The 16324-nt window shown below is 74.4% G+C and carries 15 protein-coding genes and 1 pseudogene; 9 read left to right on the forward strand and 7 right to left on the reverse strand.

Annotation, left to right across the window (positions count from 1 at the left end):
• Positions 1-104: 104 nt before the first annotated feature.
• Together AB0D08_RS02525 and AB0D08_RS02530 are read right to left on the reverse strand one after the other, a co-directional pair.
• A complete protein-coding gene (locus AB0D08_RS02525) occupies positions 105-1412 on the reverse strand; it encodes an aldehyde dehydrogenase family protein (RefSeq protein ID WP_304441515.1) in 1308 nt (435 codons plus the stop codon).
• Positions 1410-2102: pseudogene (locus tag AB0D08_RS02530) on the reverse strand (type 1 glutamine amidotransferase domain-containing protein); the annotation flags it as partial. The gene AB0D08_RS02525 and the pseudogene AB0D08_RS02530, both read right to left, overlap by 3 nt.
• 149 nt (positions 2103-2251) lie before the next feature.
• Here AB0D08_RS02530 and AB0D08_RS02535 point away from each other — a divergent pair.
• Positions 2252-2716, forward strand: a complete 465-nt coding sequence (locus AB0D08_RS02535) for a MarR family transcriptional regulator (protein ID WP_359886015.1) — start codon at positions 2252-2254, stop codon at positions 2714-2716.
• Here the strand turns inward: AB0D08_RS02535 and AB0D08_RS02540 are convergent.
• A complete protein-coding gene (locus AB0D08_RS02540) occupies positions 2651-2995 on the reverse strand; it encodes a hypothetical protein (protein WP_359886016.1) in 345 nt (114 codons plus the stop codon). The genes AB0D08_RS02535 and AB0D08_RS02540 overlap by 66 nt on opposite strands.
• Positions 2992-4026 carry a cyclase family protein gene (locus tag AB0D08_RS02545; protein ID WP_359886017.1) on the reverse strand — a complete coding sequence of 345 codons (1035 nt, stop codon included), beginning with the start codon at positions 4024-4026 and terminating at the stop codon, positions 2992-2994. Before AB0D08_RS02545 ends, AB0D08_RS02540 begins: the two co-directional genes overlap by 4 nt.
• 88 nt (positions 4027-4114) lie before the next feature.
• Here AB0D08_RS02545 and AB0D08_RS02550 point away from each other — a divergent pair, with 88 nt between their 5' ends.
• Positions 4115-5077, forward strand: a complete 963-nt coding sequence (locus AB0D08_RS02550) for a LysR family transcriptional regulator (protein ID WP_359886018.1) — start codon at positions 4115-4117, stop codon at positions 5075-5077.
• A 29-nt stretch (positions 5078-5106) separates the two neighbouring features.
• Here AB0D08_RS02550 and AB0D08_RS02555 read toward each other — a convergent pair whose 3' ends face one another.
• Positions 5107-5370, reverse strand: coding sequence for a co-chaperone GroES (locus tag AB0D08_RS02555; RefSeq protein ID WP_033825104.1), 264 nt, complete (start codon positions 5368-5370; stop codon positions 5107-5109).
• Positions 5371-5577: 207 nt separating this feature from the next.
• Here AB0D08_RS02555 and AB0D08_RS02560 point away from each other — a divergent pair, with 207 nt between their 5' ends.
• Positions 5578-6639 (forward strand): hypothetical protein, encoded by a 1062-nt coding sequence (locus AB0D08_RS02560; RefSeq protein ID WP_033825103.1) that lies wholly within the window; start codon positions 5578-5580, stop codon positions 6637-6639.
• 37 nt (positions 6640-6676) lie between these two features.
• On the opposite strand, the gene AB0D08_RS02565 is transcribed toward AB0D08_RS02560, so the two are convergent.
• Positions 6677-8041, reverse strand: a complete 1365-nt coding sequence (locus tag AB0D08_RS02565; RefSeq protein WP_033825102.1) for a M64 family metallopeptidase — start codon at positions 8039-8041, stop codon at positions 6677-6679.
• Positions 8042-8173: 132 nt separating this feature from the next.
• Between AB0D08_RS02565 and AB0D08_RS02570 the strand changes: the two genes are divergently transcribed.
• Positions 8174-9535 (forward strand): helix-turn-helix transcriptional regulator, encoded by a 1362-nt coding sequence (locus AB0D08_RS02570; protein ID WP_033825101.1) that lies wholly within the window; start codon positions 8174-8176, stop codon positions 9533-9535.
• A 35-nt stretch (positions 9536-9570) separates the two neighbouring features.
• Here AB0D08_RS02570 and AB0D08_RS02575 read toward each other — a convergent pair whose 3' ends face one another.
• On the reverse strand, positions 9571-10236 hold the full coding sequence (locus AB0D08_RS02575) for a hypothetical protein (RefSeq protein ID WP_359886019.1): 666 nt from the start codon (positions 10234-10236) through the stop codon (positions 9571-9573).
• Positions 10237-11111: 875 nt separating this feature from the next.
• On the opposite strand from AB0D08_RS02575, the gene AB0D08_RS02580 reads away from it, so the two are divergent.
• The 5 genes from AB0D08_RS02580 to AB0D08_RS02600 all read left to right on the forward strand — a co-directional run bounded on the left by AB0D08_RS02580 (position 11112) and on the right by AB0D08_RS02600 (position 16168).
• Positions 11112-11582, forward strand: a complete 471-nt coding sequence (locus tag AB0D08_RS02580; RefSeq protein WP_033825100.1) for a DUF5709 domain-containing protein — start codon at positions 11112-11114, stop codon at positions 11580-11582.
• Positions 11583-11698: 116 nt separating this feature from the next.
• Positions 11699-12004, forward strand: a complete 306-nt coding sequence (locus tag AB0D08_RS02585; RefSeq protein ID WP_033825099.1) for a DUF6247 family protein — start codon at positions 11699-11701, stop codon at positions 12002-12004.
• A 239-nt stretch (positions 12005-12243) separates the two neighbouring features.
• Entirely contained in the window at positions 12244-12744 is a 501-nt protein-coding gene (locus AB0D08_RS02590) for a tyrosine protein phosphatase (RefSeq protein WP_359886020.1), read from the forward strand.
• A gap of 586 nt (positions 12745-13330) precedes the next feature.
• Positions 13331-15928, forward strand: a complete 2598-nt coding sequence (gene lanKC / locus AB0D08_RS02595; protein WP_359886021.1) for a class III lanthionine synthetase LanKC — start codon at positions 13331-13333, stop codon at positions 15926-15928.
• Positions 15929-16030: 102 nt separating this feature from the next.
• Positions 16031-16168, forward strand: a complete 138-nt coding sequence (locus AB0D08_RS02600; RefSeq protein WP_107452462.1) for a SapB/AmfS family lanthipeptide — start codon at positions 16031-16033, stop codon at positions 16166-16168.
• Positions 16169-16324 lie beyond the last annotated feature (156 nt).

A 16324-nucleotide genomic window follows, 5' to 3' on the forward strand; every position in this document is an offset into this window, starting at 1 on the left:
GTGCGCTCCCCGGCCCGCGGTCTGAGCCGGGGCCGGGGACGGTGGTGTCGGTGATACGTCGGTGATTCGTCGGTGATGCAGGGGGCGGTGCGGCCGGTTCGGCTTCAGCCGAGCGGCTTGTCGAGGACGGCCTTGGCGTGGCTGAAGGTGTCGAGGGAGTACTCGCCGTGGTAGCGGCCCATGCCGCTCTCACCCACGCCGCCGAACGGCAGCTCGGGCACGGCCAGGTGGGACAGCAGCAGGCCGAAGACCAGGCCGCCGGAGGAGGTCTCGCGGGCGAGCCGCTGCTTGGTCCGCTCCGACCCGGTGAAGGCGTACAGCGCCAGCGGCTTGTCGCGCTCGTTGATGAAGGCGATGGCCGCGTCGAGGTCGGGGACCTGGATGATCGGGAGCACCGGGCCGAAGATCTCCTCGCGCATCACCGGCGCCTCGGGGGAGACGTCGGCGAGGACGGTGGGTGCGAGGTAGCGCCGGTCGCGGTCGCCCTCGCCGCCGGTGACCAGCCGGCCGTCGCCGAGCAGCGCGGTGAGGCGGTCGTGGTGGCGCTCGTTGACGACCCGTCCGTAGACCGGGCTGGCCGCGGGGTCCTCGCCGTACAGCTCGTGGACGGCGGTCACCAGTTCGGGCTCCAGTGCGGCCGCGGTGTCGCCGATGGCGAGCACGTAGTCCGGGGCGACGCAGGTCTGGCCGGCGTTCTGGAACTTGCCGCGGGCGATCAGCCGGGCGGTGTGGGCCAGGTCGACGCCGGGCTCGACCACGACCGGGCTCTTGCCGCCGAGCTCCAGGGTGACGGGCGTGAGGTGCTTGGCGGCGGCCGCCATGACGATCCGGCCGACCGTGCCGTTGCCGGTGTAGAAGATGTGGTCGAAGCGCTGCCCCAGTAGGGCGGTGGTCTCCTCGACGGCGCCCTCCAGCACGGCGACGCTCTCGCGGTCGAGGTAACGGGGGATCAGCCGGGCCAGCGCCGCGGAGGTGGCGGGCGCGAGCTCGCTGGGCTTGACCAGGACGGTGTTCCCCGCGGCGAGCGCCCCCACCACCGGGGCGAGCGCGAGCTGCAGCGGGTAGTTCCACGGCGCGATGACCAGGACGACGCCGAGCGGGTCGCGGACCACCCGTGCCTCGGCGGGGAGGAAGGGCGCGGGGACGGCGGCGGGCCTCGGCGTCAGCCACTCCTCCAGGTTCGCGACGGTGTGGTCGAGCTCGTTCAGGGTGAAGCCGACCTCGGCGCGGTAGGCCTCCTTGGCGTTCTTCCCGAGGTCGGCGTGGAGAGCGGCCAGGAACACCTCGGACTGCTCGGTGAGCAGGGCCCGCAGCGCCTGCAGCTGGGCCAGCCGCCAGGCGAGCGGCCTGGTGCGGCCGGTGTCGAAGGAGCCCCGCAGCCGGGCGACCACGGTGGCCGGGTCGGTCGACACCGCCCGGACCAGGGTGTGTGCCAACTCGGCCGAGGATCCCGGGTTCTGGCCGGTGTAGAGGTTGCGGTCGACCACGGTGTGCGGGGTGAACGGCTCGGCCTCGGCGAAGTCGGCGCCCAGCTCGGTCAGCCGGTCCTGGACCAGCCAGCGGGCGCCCGCGGCGAGACCGACGGCGTGCTCCTCGGCGTTGGTGAAGGCGGTCATCCGGTATCCGGCGAACGGCCACTCGCCGTCCTCCCGGCGGGCGGCCAGCAGGGCGGCGGGCGCGTGGCACACCACGCCCAGGGGCCGGCCCGAGTCCAGCGTGCGGGTCAGGATCCGGCCGGAGTCGGCGTCGACGGCCAGGTCCTCCATCGGGCCGTGGCCGCCGGGGTAGAAGACCAGGTCGAACGCGTCGGGGTCGACGGCCGCGAGGTCCGCCGGGTGGTCGAGTTCGGCGCCGATCGAGTCGAGGTACGCGGCGATCCGGCCGGCCTGCTCGGCACCGCCGTTGGCCTCGGGGGCGAGACTGGCCCGGTCGACGGTGGCGGGCACGCCGCCCGGGGTCGCAACGGTGATCTCGAAGCCCGCCGCGCGGAAGATCCGGTGGGGCTCGGCGAGCTCCTCCGCCCAGTAGCCGGTGGGGTGGGCGGTGCCGTCGGCCAGGGTCCAGTGGGTGGCGCCGGTGACGACGAACAGGGCGGCGGTCATGGTGGGGCTCCAGCCGGGATCGGGGCCCTGCCGCGGTGGACGGTCCGGACCTGGGGTCCGAGGGCCTGGATGGTTGAGGTCTTCAACTAATTTATGAAGGTAGTCCTCGATCGTTGAGGATGTCAAGTAATCTCGCCTACACTCGACCCATGACCCAGTCTGCGCCCCGGCCGGCCGCCGCCCCCACGCCCGTCGAGCTCATGGACCAGCTCGCCCGGGCCGCGGCCGCCTACTACCGCTGCTTCGCCACGGTGGCCGCCGAACGCGGACTCACCCTGATGCAGGGCAAGATGCTCAGCCTGCTCCGCACCCCGATGCCCATGCGCACCCTCGCCGACCTGCTGGCCTGCGACGCCTCCAACGTCACCGGGATCGTCGACCGCCTGGAGGCCCGCGGCCTGGTCCGCCGCGAGGTGGCCGCCGCCGACCGGCGGGTCAAGAACGTCCTGCTGACCGAGCAGGGCGAGCAGACCGTCCGCCTGATCCGCGCCGAACTGATCTCCGGCCTCGCCGGCCTCGACCAGCTGGACGCCGAGGACCGCTCGGCCCTACGGCGCCTGCTCGGCCAGGTCTTCCCGGAGCCCGGCACCACCACTGCCGCTGCCACCCGCTGACCGGCTCCGGCGGGAGCGGGGGTGGCGGCGGAGGCGGGTCCCGGCGGAGGACATCCCCGCGAGCGCGGCCACGCCGATCAGGATCCAGACCGCGTTGAGGGCGACCGACGGCCAGGCCCGGTGGGCGGCCGAGTTCAGCGTCAGCCCCGCCGCCCCGGCCAGGTTCAGCAGCTGGAACGCCCGGCCCGACCCGTCGAGGCGGCCCGCGGAGACCAGGGCGTACGCCGCCAGCAGGGCCGCCGCGGCGGCCCACCCGACCAGCGCCACAGCCAGGTTCACCGGGCGCCGCCCCCATCCGCCGGGGCGGTGGTCACCGCGAACGCCCGCACCGGGAAGGTCCCCAGCCCGGCGATCCGCGGCGGCGCCGCGTGAAAGCGGAAACCGTCCGCCGGGAGCTGCTCCAGGCCGCGCAGGTGCTCCACCACCGGGATACCGGCCTCCAGCAGCAGGGTGTGCGCCGGACGCGTGCCGTCGGCCGTGTCGTCGATGTTGAGCGAATCGATGCCGACCAGCGCGGGCCGCTGCGCGACCAGCCACTCGGCGGCCTCCCGGGTCAGGAACGGGTTCCCGCTCCCGTACTGCCCGGTGCCCCAGTGCCGGTCCCAGCCCGTGTGCACCAGGACCGCACGGCCGGTGACCCGGTACGGCGCGAACACCAGCGGCCCGATGGCCCGGCCGGGGTCGTCCGGGCCCACCCCTTCGTGGCCCACCCGGACCACCAGCCCGTCCAGGTCCACCAGCCGCTCCAGACCGATGCCCGACAGGTCGGGCCCGTCGGCGAACCGGTGGAACGGGGTGTCCAGGTAGGTACCGGTGTTGGCGACCATGCTGATCCGGCCGATCTGGAACTCGGTTCCCTCGGCGTAGTGGTCGTGCGAGGCCTCACGCGACAGATGGTCACTCAGTTCCGGTCCCGGCAGGCCCGGGTAGGTGACCATGCCGTGGTGGATCGGGTGGCTGAGCTCCACCAGCCGGCGGGCACCGTCCGACACCGGCGCCTGCGCCTGTGCATCGCCGCGCGGCCCCTTGTGCTGCTCCCGGATCACGGTGATCCGGTCCAGCGTCACCCGGTCGACCATGAGCAGGCCCAGCTCACGGACGAACCGCGCGGCCAGCGCCGGCTCGTCCACCTCCGGGCGGTCGAGGTCCGGGCGGTCGAGGTCCGGGCGGTCGAGGTCCAGGCGGTCGAGGTCCAGGCGGAAGCCCTGGACCTGGAGGCCGCCGCCGTTGCGGAAGGTGACCTCCGCATCGAACTGGACCCGGAGGTCGGGGCCGGTGGACCGGGCGGCGGAAGTCTGGCTGGAAGTCATGACCCCACCTTCGATGAAGGAAAACTGAAGTTCAAGCGATAGTTTCTTAAGCGATGCGACAGTCACGGTGAAGCGGAAGGCGCCCCGGATGGAGATCGACCCCCGCAGGCTGCGGGTCCTGCACGCCGTGGCCGTGCGCGGCGGCGTGATGGAGGGCGCCCGGCTGCTCCACCTCACGCCGTCCGCGGTCTCGCAGCAGATCGCCCAACTGGAACGCGAGACCGGGGTCAAGCTCCTCGACCGGACCCACCGCCGGGTCGAACTCACCGCGGCCGGCCGCCTGCTGGCCGCCCGCGCGGAGCGGATCGAACGTGAACTCGCCGATGCTCGGCGGGAGTTGGCCGCACTGTCCGGCCGGGCGGTCGGCCGGGTGGTGGTCGCCGCGTTCCCCACGGCGGTACGGCACCTGGTGGTCCCCGCCATCGGCCGGCTCGCCGTCGACCACCCGGACATCGAGCTGAGCGTGGTCGACACCGAGGGGCAGGCCGCACTGCGCGAACTGCGGACCGGCGCCGTCGACGTGGTCATCGCCGAACAGGACGCCGCACTCGCCTCCGCCGCCACCGCCCCGGCCGGGACCGGTGACCGGGAACGGCGTACGGGGATCGCGGTCCGCACGGTGCTGGAGGACGAGTACCGGATCGTGGTGCCGCCGGGCTGGGCTGCCCGGATCCGGACGGTCGCCGACCTGGCCGCGGTGCCCTGGATCGCCGCACCGCCGGAGTCCGCCTGCGGCCAGGCACTGGCCCGGCTCGCCGCCGAACACGCGCTGACCCCGCGCCGCGCCCACGTCTGCATGGAGTTCCCCGCCGTGCTCGCCCTGGTCGAGGCCGGGCTCGGCGCGGCCGTCGTCCCGCTGCTCGCCCTGGCCGGCGTCCCGCAGGGCCGGGTGGCCGCCGCGGCCCTGCCGGGCGTCGGACACCGGGTGGTGTCGGTCCACCACCGGGCCGGGACGGCCGGGCCCGAACCGGTGGTCGCGGCGGTGGTCGGCGCTTTGGCCGACGCGGCCGCCGCAGCAGCGGGGGCGGGAGCCGGGGATGCGGGCGGCTGACCGCGCGGCGGGGCGGGCCTGCAGGCGCGCTACTCCGCGGACACCGACAGGATCTCGTCCTCCGGCAGTTCCACGTAAACCTCTCCCTCCACCTCGATCTCCGAGCCGGAGAAGCCGGGGAACACGATCCGCTCGCCGACCTTGACGTCCACCGGGTGCGGCTTGCCACCCTCCAGGGACCGGCCGGGTCCCACCGCCACCACCTCGCCCTGCCGGGTGTCCGTGGCCGACCGGGCCGCCTCCCCGATCGGCTTGACGATCACACGGTCCTGCGTCGGGCGGAAGTCGGGCATGGGATGGTCCTCTCGCTCGGTGACTCGGTGACTCGGTGACTCGGTGGCGCTGTGATCAGGTCGATTCTGGCCGGAGTCACCCGCCCGGCCCGGCAGCGCGCGGCGGCGCCCCCGGCGTTCGCCCTCCTGGGTGTACGCCCGCCCCGGCCCCCGGATCCCGGCCCCTGGCTCCGGGAACGTCGGTGGGAGCGTCTAGAGTCCTGCGCCATGGCTGAGACATTGATGCTGGGTGAGGTCACCTGTCCCTCGGGTGAGCTGCTGGTCGTGGACGGCGGCTACCTCGGGCTCTGGCGCGGCGACGCGTCCCCGGGCGCCGTGGATCCCGACCCGGAGCTCGACCACGGACCGGTGGTCGACCTCGCCGTGACCGGCCCCGACGCCGAAGCCGCGGCCCGCTCCATCGACGGGGAGCCCGGCCCGGTGCTGTACGACGTCCCGGTGGACGAGGTGGCGGACCTGACCGCCCGGTTCATCGCGCACTGCGGAGCCGCCGGGCTCGACGCCCGCCTGGAGGAGCTGCCGGACGGGGTGCCGCACCGCGACCGTGCCCGCCGCTGCGTCGCTCGGGGCGGCGGGAGCTTCTCCGTCTCCGGCGTCCCGTTCGTCGCGCTGGGCGGACTGCCGAAGGACGTCGCGCTGCCCGTACTCGCCACCCGGGCGGCGTACGACGGGGACGGCGGGGACGACGACGGCGGCGACTGGGAGGAGGGGGACGGCTGGGCGCGGTTCCGGGTCCTGGTACGGGACGCGCCGGTCGCCCGGTCCGTCCCGCTCGGGGTGATCGGTGTGGACTGGGCCCGGCTGGCGTTCGCGGACGCCGACGCGCTGGCGGCCTGGCAGCACGACGAACCGGTGGACGGCCTCGCGGACGTGGCGTTCTGGGGCCTCCACCAGGACGAGGCGGCCGCCGCGTTCGGCGCGCCCCGGCTGGGGGAGCCCGGCGAGGAGGACTCGTACGGCTGGACGGGCCTCCCGCCCGCCGAGGCCCTCGAACGGGCGGAGGCCCTCGCGGAGTGGAAGGAGGCGAACCCGCGGCGCGGCCTGGCCTTCGACCTGCGGCCGCACTCCCACCACTGGCAGGTCATGCGCCAGGTCCGGGGCTCCGCCACCGGATCCGGCGCAGTGCGGGTGGGCGGCGCGCAGGTGCTGTTCGCGATGACCGGGTGCGGCGACGGCTGGTTCCCCGCCTTCGCGGACTTCGACGCCGACGGCGGGCTCGTCGCCGTCCGGGTGGAACTCGGGGACGAGGACGGCCCGGACGGCGACTGAGCCCGCACCGGCGAGGGCTGCCGGTGCCCCACGGAGGTCAGCGGGTGACCTGCCAGGTCACGGCGTCGGTGAGCGCGGTGCGCAGCTCGGGGTCGATGACGGCGTCGGTCGGGTCGGTCGCCACCGCGGTCAGGCAGTGGTGCAGGAAGCGCGGCCCCGCCAGGTCGAGGTCGGCGATCCGGACGGTGGCGCGGTCGCGCAGGCCCCGCACCTCGCGCCCGTCGAGGTACCAGCGCAGCCGAGTGCCGGGCGCGGGGAGCTGGACGGTGAGCCGGTCGCCGCGGTGCAGGACCGTTCCGGCCGGGGTGTCGCTCGCCAGCGGGGAGGCGTACCGGTAGAAGCCCGCGATCATGGCCTCGCGCCCGGGGAGGTTGAACTCCCGTCCCAGCGACCGCATGATCGAGTTGTCGGTCGGCCGGTAGAGCCCCGACGGGTAGTAGCCGGCACCCTCGTAGGTGCCGACCGTGCCGCCGTCGGGGGAGGGGCGGCCGAGCCAGCGGTACCACTTGGTGCGGGTGCGGCGCAGGTCGGCGGCGGTCAGCGTGGTGGTGTTGGCCTCGGCTGGCTCGTCCCCCTGGTAGGTGCCGCCGCCGTCGTAGAAGTACTCGTCGGCGAGCTTGCCCAGCGAGTGACCCGTCTCGTGCACGGCAATCTGGCCGGAGCGGTCGTTGCCGCCGGCGACGGTCGCTATCCCCGAGTAGCCGAGCGGGGAGACGATGTCGTTGTAGCCGGCGCCGCCGTACTTGGCGGTGTTGGCGACCACGATGACCAGGTCCGCCTGCGGCGCCTTGGCCGCGTACCGGTCGACCGCGTCGGTGTCGACGCACAGCAGCCGCTCGATGTCCTCGCACCAGAAGTACGAGCCGAGCGCGGTGTTGCGGACAGTGGTGCGGTCCGGGTCGCCGGAGGCGCCGGACTCGGCCGAGACGGCGTCCACCGTCCAGACGTTGAACAGCGCGCGGTAGGTCCGGTACGGCTCGACCGCGGTGATCTCCTGCCACTTGGTGGCGGCGTCCGCGTGGAACTTGTCCTGCTCGGCGGCGGTGTAGCCGTCGCCGATGACGACGACGTCGAGCTTGGCGGCGGTGCTGCCGTTGTGGACCACCGGGGTGACGGTGCCGTCCCCGGCCGCGCGCGGGGCCGCGAGCTTCGGGGCGGCGAACGGGGAGGACCCGGGGACCCGGGCCCGGCTGATGCTGCCGTCCTCGCCGAACGCCTCCACCTCGTGCGAACGCGCCGCAGCGGTACCTGCCGCAGCGGCGCCTGCGGGGGCGGCACCTGCGGCGGCGGACGGGCCGGGGGAGCTGGGGCCTGGGGCGGCCGCGGCGGTGGTGGTGGCACTGAGTGCGGCGACGGCGGTGACGCCGGCCAGGGCGAGGGCGGTGAGTCGGGCTCTGCGCACGGGATTGACCTCCGGACTGATGTTAAGTTGACGGATAATCAGGCTTAAGTGCTGAGTTAATGTAGGGCCGCCCCTACGCCCGGGGCAACGCCCGGCGCAACAATGGCCGGTGATCGACGTGAAGAGGCAGCCATGACCGAACGCAGCGACCCCGCCGACATCGGCCGACGGATCCAACACCTGCGCCGCGAAAAGGGCCTGACCCAGCGCAGACTCGCCGAACCCGCCTACACCGCCGCCTACGTCTCCACCCTGGAGGCCGGCCGCGTCCGCCCCTCCGAGGCCGCCCTGCGCCACCTCGCCGAACGCCTCGGCGTCACCTACGACGAACTCGCCACCGGCCGCCCGGCCCACCTCGACACCGAACTGCGCCTCGCCCTCACCGAGGCCCACGGCGCCCTCGCCGCCGGCGACACCGCCGACGCGGCCGAACGCTTCGCCGCCTGCCTGGACACCGCCCGCCGCCACGGCGCCGACGCGCTACGCCCCGCCGCCCTGCTCGGCCTCGGCGACTGCGCCCTCGAAGCCGGACACCTCACCGAGGCCCGCGAACACTTCGAGACCGCCGAACGCCTGCAGGCCGACCAGCCCCTGCCCCGGCGCGCCGCCGCCATCCGCGGCCGCGCCGTCGCCCACCTGCTCGCCGGCGAACTGCGCTACGCCTGCTACCTGCTCGAGACCACCATCGACCGGCTCAACGCCGGCGGACTGCACGACCCCGACGCGCTGCTGCTGCTCTACTCCGCCGCTATCGGCCCGTACATGGACATGGGCGCCCACGCCCGCGCCGCGCAGGCCGCCGAACTCGCCCTCGCCCTCGCACCCGGCGCCACCGACCCCGCCCTGGTCGCCGGAATGCACCGCAGCGTCGCCCGCACCCTGATCGCCGAAGGCCGCACCGCCGAGGCCGACGCCTCCCTCGCCAAGGCCCAGGAGCTCTACCAGCGGCTGCGCCTCACCACCGACCTCGCCAAATGCCACTGGATGCGCGGGTACGTCCACGCCCAGTCCGGCGACCTCGACGCCGCCGAACGCGAACTGCGCACCGCCCGCGACATGCTGGCGTCCCGGCAGGCCGCCCTCTTCACCGACCAGGTCGACGTCGAACTCGCCGACGTCCTGCGCCGCCGCGGCCGCGCCGCCGACGCCGCCGACCTGCTCGAACGGCTCCTCGACCGGATCGGACCGGACCGGGGCGCCGTCCACGCCGCGGGAGCGCACCGCCTGCTCGGCCTGATCGCCGACGACCGCGGCGACCCCGAGCGCGCCGAGGAACACTACGTCCGGGCCCTCTCACTGCTCGAACGCGCGGGCGCCGCAGGCGACCTCGCCGACCTCTGCCGCCTCCTCGGGGACCTGCTGCGCCGCACCGGCCGGACCGAGGCGGCCCTGGACGTCTACCGCACGGGCCTCGGTCACCGCTCGGCCCCGGGCACCACCACCCTCGGCCCCGCCCCGGCCGCACCGCCGCTGTCCGTTCCGCCCGGCACCTGACATGCCGTCCGGCACCTGACCGGCGTCCTGCGCTGCTACCGGGTCACGCGGGCCGGGGCGTGGCGGGTGAGCCAGGCGGTGAGCGTGGCCAGCAGGCTGTCCCGGTCGTGCCAGGTGTACCAAGGGAGTTCTTGCGCGAGGAGGTCGTCCTCCCAGAGTTCGACCGCCTCCGCCAAGGCCCGGTCGGCCACCGGATGGTCCAGCGCCGCCCAGGCGTCGAGCCAGGGCGCCAGCTCGCCGGAAGCCTCGACACAGAGCACGAGGGTCGTGCCGGCGTGCGACACCCGCTCGGGTGCGACCAGGCCGAGCGCCCAGAAGGCGTGCAGGAACTCCCTTACGGTCGCGGCCTGTTGCGGCGGCCACCCCTGCCAGTCGCCGCGGTGGAGCGACAGCCCGATCTCCGCCCGGTAGCGGAAGGACTCGGAGCCGGGGTCGGCGAGCGCCGTGGCGAGTTGCGGGAGGATCCGTCGCAGCACCGCGGCGTGATCGTCCCAGTCGGGAGCCTGCCAGGTCCGCCGCAGCAGGTCCGGATCCAGCTCCGCCCCGGGCACCTTCAACAGGGCGAGCTCCTCGGCACTGCCCCAGTGGCACGCGCAGTTGTGCTCCTCCGGGCGCGCCACCGCGGTCCGGAACGCGGCGGTCAGGCGCTCGAGGGCGGCGTCGAGGCGCAGCTCGGCAGCTCTCACAGCAGGGTCGGTCATCGGCGTCCGCCTTCGGGACTCCACCGGGCCCGGGCCCGGCGAAGATCGCTACGCTACCGGTCCCAGGGAGCCGATGCCACGGAGAATCAGGGCCCGGCCGCTCGCCGATACGGGCGTCCGGGGGATGGCTTCGCGGTGGCGCCCTAGCGCCGGGCCGCGTCCCCGGGCTTGCGGACTGTGGCCCCGGGGTGGATCGCCGGTGTGCCGAGTCCTGGAGCAGGCGTGTTCAGTGAGTCGCTGGCGGAGTGCTTCGCTGTCGTGCTGGAGTCTGGAGTGCGGCCATGGCGCCGGTGGGCTCGGCCTTGCCGGCCAGGTCCTGCCAAGGACGGCGATGTGGGCGCCCCGTGCGGGCGGGCCACGGTGGGATGCCTCCGCAGGCGCCTCGCGGGCAGCTCCGTGCCTCATCCGGAGGGTGACCGACCCGCGATGCCGTGCGGCTGACGCCGGCCCGGGGAGCAGGCCGTCGGCCGGTGTCCGGCCCTTCCGTGGCGCCTCTCGCGGGCCGGGGGAGCGGTGGGCGGCGGGGCGCCGGACCGGTTGAGTGACCATGGCGGGGCGCGGGCCCTTAATCTGGAGACGTGCCACGCGTCCGCGAGTGCCGCCGCGATCTCGGCAGGCGGCGGCGCACGGAAGCGGCGGTGTGCGGGGCAGTGACGGGCGACCCGCCCGTGACCGCCCGGCCACGTACCGCCGTGACCGCGGTCGCGACCGGTACCGGGCTGCCGCGCGTCCCACGCCCGGCAGGCCGCGCCGGTGGCGGAGTGCGCTCCGCCCGGTACGGGTCGGCGGGCGCCGCCGTACGTCGGCGGACGTTCCCGCCGACGCGGACAGCAGCGGCGACGCGGGCGCCGGAGTCGCACGAGAGGACGTACGCCATGGCCGGGACGGAGAACGCGAGGGGCGACGACGTCTATCAGCCCGAGGCGGGCGACGTCGTCGACGACGCGGGGGTGCTGGACACCGAGGACACCCTCAGCCAGCGGGAGGCCGACCCGTACGACGAGGGTTGGACACCGCCCGAGCGGCCCCTCGCGGTCGAGCGCCGGGGAACCACGGTCGAGGAGCAGCGCCGGGGCGAGACCCTGGACCAGCGGCTCGCCCAGGAGAACCCCGACGACGGACCGCAGTCGCTGGACCGGGACGGGGACGGCATCGGGGACACCTCCGACACGGACGGTGAGCCGTGGGACCGTGAGGTCGGCGTGGTCCGGGCCGGCCGGCTGGCGGCCACCGACGCGCCCGGGCCCAACACCTTCGCGGCGGACGTGGGCATCGACGGCGCCGCCGCCTCGGCCGAGGAGGCCGCCGTCCACGTCATCCCGGACGACGAGGACGAGCCGTTCTGACGCTCCTCCCCTCCGGACCCGGCGGGGCGTACGGCGGCGCCGGGATCCCCGGACCCCCTCCGGCCGCCGCCCGGGTGGCGTACCGTGACCACGGACACCCTTGTGCGGAGGACCCGATGAGTGCTCAGCCCGACCACGTGCCGGCCCTGCCGCCGGTGCCGGCTCCCGCCGCGGCCGCCCGGTTGGTCGCCCGGATCCGGGCCGACCGGCGTGCGGAGCGGTGGCTGCCCGCCTTCGAACGGGACTGGGCCGAGGCGCTGGAGGACTCCCGCCAGTCGTATGATCTGACTCCGCTGCATGTGGTGGTGCGCACCTGGCAGGGGCGACTGGACACGGCCCCGGCCGTCGACGCCTTCGTGGCGGGCGGCCCGGACGACGAGGACGGGCTCGACCTGGAGCAGGTGCTCGGCGCCGGCCGCTGAGCGAAGGCCGCCGAGCGGCGGCCGTCGGGGCCAGGCCGTTGAGCGCAGGCCGTTGGGCGTGGGCCGTTGGGCGTGGGCCGTTGAGCGCAGGCCGTTGAGCGCGGGCCGTTGAGCATGGGGCGTTGAGTGCCCGGCCGTTGATGCGCGCGTTTCTCAGGTGTCCGGCAGCGCCGTTACCGTCTGCCGTTGCTTTCACATGTGACTGTCCGTCAGTTCCCGATCGGAAGGATGCTGCCCGTATGCGACCTGCCCTCTTCACCGTCGACCTGCCCCTCCCGGGACGGCTGAGCACCATGGCCAGGCCCCGGGGCCACGACTGGCTGTCGGACGAGATGACCGCGCTCAGGCGGGCCGGCGTCGACGTCCTGGTCTGCGCGCTCACGGGCCCCGAGTCGGAGGAGCTCGGACTCGCCGAAGAGGCACGCGAGGCGGTGGCCGCCGGGCTGGACTTCGTCCCGATACCCATTCCCGACCGGACCGTGCCCGACCGGCCCGCGGTGCTGCCCGCGTTGCGGGACCTCGCCCGACGGCTGCGCGCGGGGGCCCATGTGGTCACCCACTGCCGCGCCGGGATCGGACGCTCCTCGCTGCTCGCCGCATCGGTGCTGATTCTGGAGGGCGTCGACCCCGGCACCGCCTGGGACGCGATCGGGCGCGCCCGTGGGCTGGCCGTCCCCGACACGGCGGAGCAGCGCAGCTGGACGGACGGGCTGGCGGTGAACTCGCCCGGCCGGGTGTGAGTTCGGCGGGCACCCGGGTCCGGGTTCGGATCCGGGCTTGGATTCGGGGGAGCAGATCCAGCCTTGGTCACGTCGAAGAAATCCGATCTTAATTAGAACGTTAAAGCGATCAAAGGTCATTCGTTCACGCCGATTCGATTAATGCGCAAGCCCGGCCCGGTGTCGGATCGTTGGCGGAGCGGTGAACTCCGCCCATACGTGCGCCGGTGTCCGCCCGTGCGCGCTCCCGCCGGCCGGTGCCGTGGTGAGTTGCCCGCGCAGTCAGTATCCATGCAGGTGGAGCGGGGTATGGCGAAGCGGGTCGGGTGGGGGTGCAACGGGTGCCCGGTGCCGGCCGGTGGCCCGGTGGATCGGTTCGCGGGCGGAGGGCGCACTTTTTCGCACCCCGGCTCGTTCCGGGCGCGGCGTCTGCGCCAGGGGTGAAAATTCATCCGGAATACCTGCGTCCGCGCCGTTGCGCAGGAAACTCCGGGCACCCAACACTTCGGATAGTCGCATCGCGGCGGGGCTCAAATCGGCCCCCGGGCGGTGCGCCGGCGTCTCCGCAGTCCCACCTGTGCCGCATCCCGCACCGAGGAGGGTTCCGTTGGACAACCGGTACGAGGCCTATGCCTATGCCGACCCGCTCTTCTACGACTCGCCCCGCCGCTGGGGCGCCCACGAGGAGTTCGCCGCCGTCGGCCGGCCGCTGCCCGCGGGGTGGGAGCGCGGGGACCAGGAGATCTGGGCCGTGGTCCGGCCGGTGGACGTCCATTTGCCCACGCAGGGCTGGAAGATCCACGTGTCCTCGTGCGCCGAGGACGCCGAGCAGGTCCTCGAGCAGGTCCACGCGTTCTGTCTGAGCGAGCGCATCACCTTCAAGTTCCTGCGCGGTCTGCCCATCCTCCACGTCCAGAACTCCAAGTACGCACCGCGCGGCGCCAGCGGGAAGTTCTGCACCCTCTACCCCGTGGACGACGCCGAGCTGGAGCGATGTCTCGACGGCCTCGGCCCGCTGCTGGCCGGCCGCCGCGGCCCCTACATCCTCAGCGACCTGCGCTGGGGCGAGGGCCCGCTCTACCTGAGGTACGGCGGCTTCGCCGAGCGCCACTGCCGCAACGACGCGGGGGAGCGGGTCCTCGCCCTCGCCGAGCCGGACGGCCGGCTGGTGCCCGACGTCCGCGGCGCCGGGTTCGCCGTCCCCGCCTGGGCGCCGGTCCCCGCCCGCCTCGCCCCGGCCATCGCCGAACGGGCGGCGCAGCGCGACACCGGACTGCCGTACACCATCGAGCGGGTCCTGCACTTCTCCAACGCCGGCGGCGTCTACCTGGCCCGCGACGGCGAGGGCGGCACCAAGGTCGTACTGAAGGAGGCCCGGCCGTTCGCGGGCCTGGACCAGCGCGGCGTCGACGCGATCACCCGGCTGCGCAACGAGCACGCCATCCTGGACCGGCTGGCCGGGGTCCCCGGCGTCCCCGCCCAGTACGGACTGCTGACGGCCTGGGAACACGAGTTCCTGGTCCAGGAGTTCGTCGAGGGACGCTCCCTCAGCGAGTGGCTGACCAGCCGCTACCCGCTGATCCACCCCGGCACCGACGAGGCCGCCGTCGCCGAGTACACCCGCGACGCACTCGACATCGTGGACCGGCTCGAGCGCACGCTCGCCGGGATCCACGACCGCGGCGTGGTCTTCGGCGACCTCCACCCGCGCAACCTGATCATCCGGCCGAACGGCAGCCTCTGCTTCATCGACTTCGAACTCGCCAGCACGGTCGATGAGTTCCTGCGGCCGGCGCTCGGCGCCGCCGGATTCACCGCGCCCCCGGGGTACACCGGCCCGCAGATCGACCGGTACGGGTTGGCCGCGATCCGGCTCTGGCTGTTCCTGCCGCTGGCCCAACTCCCCGCCCTCGACCCGGGGAAGGCGGACGAACTCGCCGACGCGATCGAGCGGCGCTTCCCGGTGCCACCCGGCTACACCGACGACATCCGCCGCCTGCTCGCCGCCGCACCCGGCGACGGCCGCACCGCCCGCCCCGAGCTCGGACAGCGCCGCGCCGAGGCCAACGCGCTGCTCGCCGCCGCCGAACCCGACTGGCCCGCGATCAGGGACTCGCTCGCCGCCGGAATCGCCGCGATGGCCACCCCCGACCGTACGGACCGGCTGTTCCCCGGCGACGTCGCCCAGTTCACCCAGCGCGGCCCCGGCCTCGCCCACGGTGCGGCCGGCGTGCTCTACGCCCTGCACGCCACCGGCGCCGCCGTCGACCCCGACCACGTGCGCTGGCTGGCCGACGCCGCCAGGACCCGCCCCACCACCCCCGGCCTGTACTCCGGCGGGCACGGTGTGGCGTACGTCCTGGACCTGCTCGGCGAACGCGAGAGCGCGCTCGGCCTGCTGCACCGCCTGGCCGCCGCCCCCGACGACGAACCCGGCCCCGACCTGGCCACCGGCGCACCCGGCATCGCCCTGACCCTGCTGCACTTCGCCGAGGCCACCGGCGACCGGCGGCTGCTCGACGACGCCCTGAGCCTCACCCGCTCCGCCGCCGGGACCCTGGAGAAGGCCGGGCGCAGCGACCCCGCGCGCCGGGCCGGCCTGCTGGCCGGGGCCTCCGGCACGGTACTCGCCCTGGTCCGGCTGTACGAGTACACCGGCGACCCGGCCCTGCTCGACCAGGCGCAGACCCTGCTCCAACTCGACCTGGACCGCTGCACCGCCGTCACCGACGGCACCCTCCAAGTCGTCGACGGCCGCCGGGTCCTGCCCTACGTCGAGACCGGCAGCGCGGGCATCGGCCTCGCGCTGGACGCCCTGCTCGCCCACCGCCCCGACAGCCCGGCGGCCGAGCACGAGCAGGCGATCCGCCGCGCCGCGGAACCCGAGTTCATCATCCAGCCGGGCCTGTTCAACGGCAGGGCCGGACTGCTCGGCTACCTCGCGCTCACCCGCGCCCGCGCCGCCGAACCCGCCGCCACCGCTCTGCTGCAACGCCAGCGCACCCTGCTGACCCTGCACCAGGTCACCTACCGCGGGCAGCTCGCCTTCCCCGGCGACCAACTGCTGCGGCTCTCCGCGGACCTGGCCACCGGCTCGGCCGGAGTGCTGCTCGCCCTCGGCACCGCACTGGCCGGCACCCCCTTCCTCCCCTGGACCGGCAGGCCCGGCGCGGCGACACCGCCGCCCGCTGCCACCACCGGCTGACGGGCCCACCCCGCCCGTACGCCACCCCCGGGCGCACCCGCGCCCCCACAGGCCCCGGCCGTCGGCCGGGTTGTACACCCTCCGCAGAAGAAGGAGAAAGTCATGGCGATCCTCGACCTCCAGACCATGGAGCTGCCCGAGACCGAGGCGGCCCCGATCGACGACACCCTGGCGAGCACCAGCTCGCTGAGCGTCCTCAACTGCGGCACCAGCACCGTCTCCACGCTGATCTGCCTCTGACCGTGCGCCCCGCGCACCCACGGCCCCCGGCCGTCGGCCGGGTTGTTCACCCTCAGTAGATGAAGGAGAAAGTCATGGCGATCCTCGACCTCCAGACCATGGAGCTGCCCGAGACCGAGGCGGCCCCGATCGACGACACCCTGGCGAGCACCAGCT

The organism is Kitasatospora sp. NPDC048540, assembly GCF_040651175.1.
GTDB lineage: Bacteria > Actinomycetota > Actinomycetes > Streptomycetales > Streptomycetaceae > Kitasatospora.

Bases quoted from the DNA above. Each gene is read 5' to 3' on its own strand.
- AB0D08_RS02535 (WP_359886015.1), top strand. From the start codon at position 2,252: ATGACCCAGTCTGCGCCCCGGCCGGCCGCCGCCCCCACGCCCGTCGAG.
- AB0D08_RS02545 (WP_359886017.1), bottom strand. From the start codon at position 4,026: ATGACTTCCAGCCAGACTTCCGCCGCCCGGTCCACCGGCCCCGACCTC.
- AB0D08_RS02550 (WP_359886018.1), top strand. From the start codon at position 4,115: ATGGAGATCGACCCCCGCAGGCTGCGGGTCCTGCACGCCGTGGCCGTG.
- AB0D08_RS02555 (WP_033825104.1), bottom strand. From the start codon at position 5,370: ATGCCCGACTTCCGCCCGACGCAGGACCGTGTGATCGTCAAGCCGATC.
- AB0D08_RS02560 (WP_033825103.1), top strand. From the start codon at position 5,578: ATGGCTGAGACATTGATGCTGGGTGAGGTCACCTGTCCCTCGGGTGAG.
- AB0D08_RS02570 (WP_033825101.1), top strand. From the start codon at position 8,174: ATGACCGAACGCAGCGACCCCGCCGACATCGGCCGACGGATCCAACAC.
- AB0D08_RS02575 (WP_359886019.1), bottom strand. From the start codon at position 10,236: ATGACCGACCCTGCTGTGAGAGCTGCCGAGCTGCGCCTCGACGCCGCC.
- AB0D08_RS02580 (WP_033825100.1), top strand. From the start codon at position 11,112: ATGGCCGGGACGGAGAACGCGAGGGGCGACGACGTCTATCAGCCCGAG.
- AB0D08_RS02585 (WP_033825099.1), top strand. From the start codon at position 11,699: ATGAGTGCTCAGCCCGACCACGTGCCGGCCCTGCCGCCGGTGCCGGCT.
- AB0D08_RS02590 (WP_359886020.1), top strand. From the start codon at position 12,244: ATGCGACCTGCCCTCTTCACCGTCGACCTGCCCCTCCCGGGACGGCTG.
- AB0D08_RS02600 (WP_107452462.1), top strand. From the start codon at position 16,031: ATGGCGATCCTCGACCTCCAGACCATGGAGCTGCCCGAGACCGAGGCG.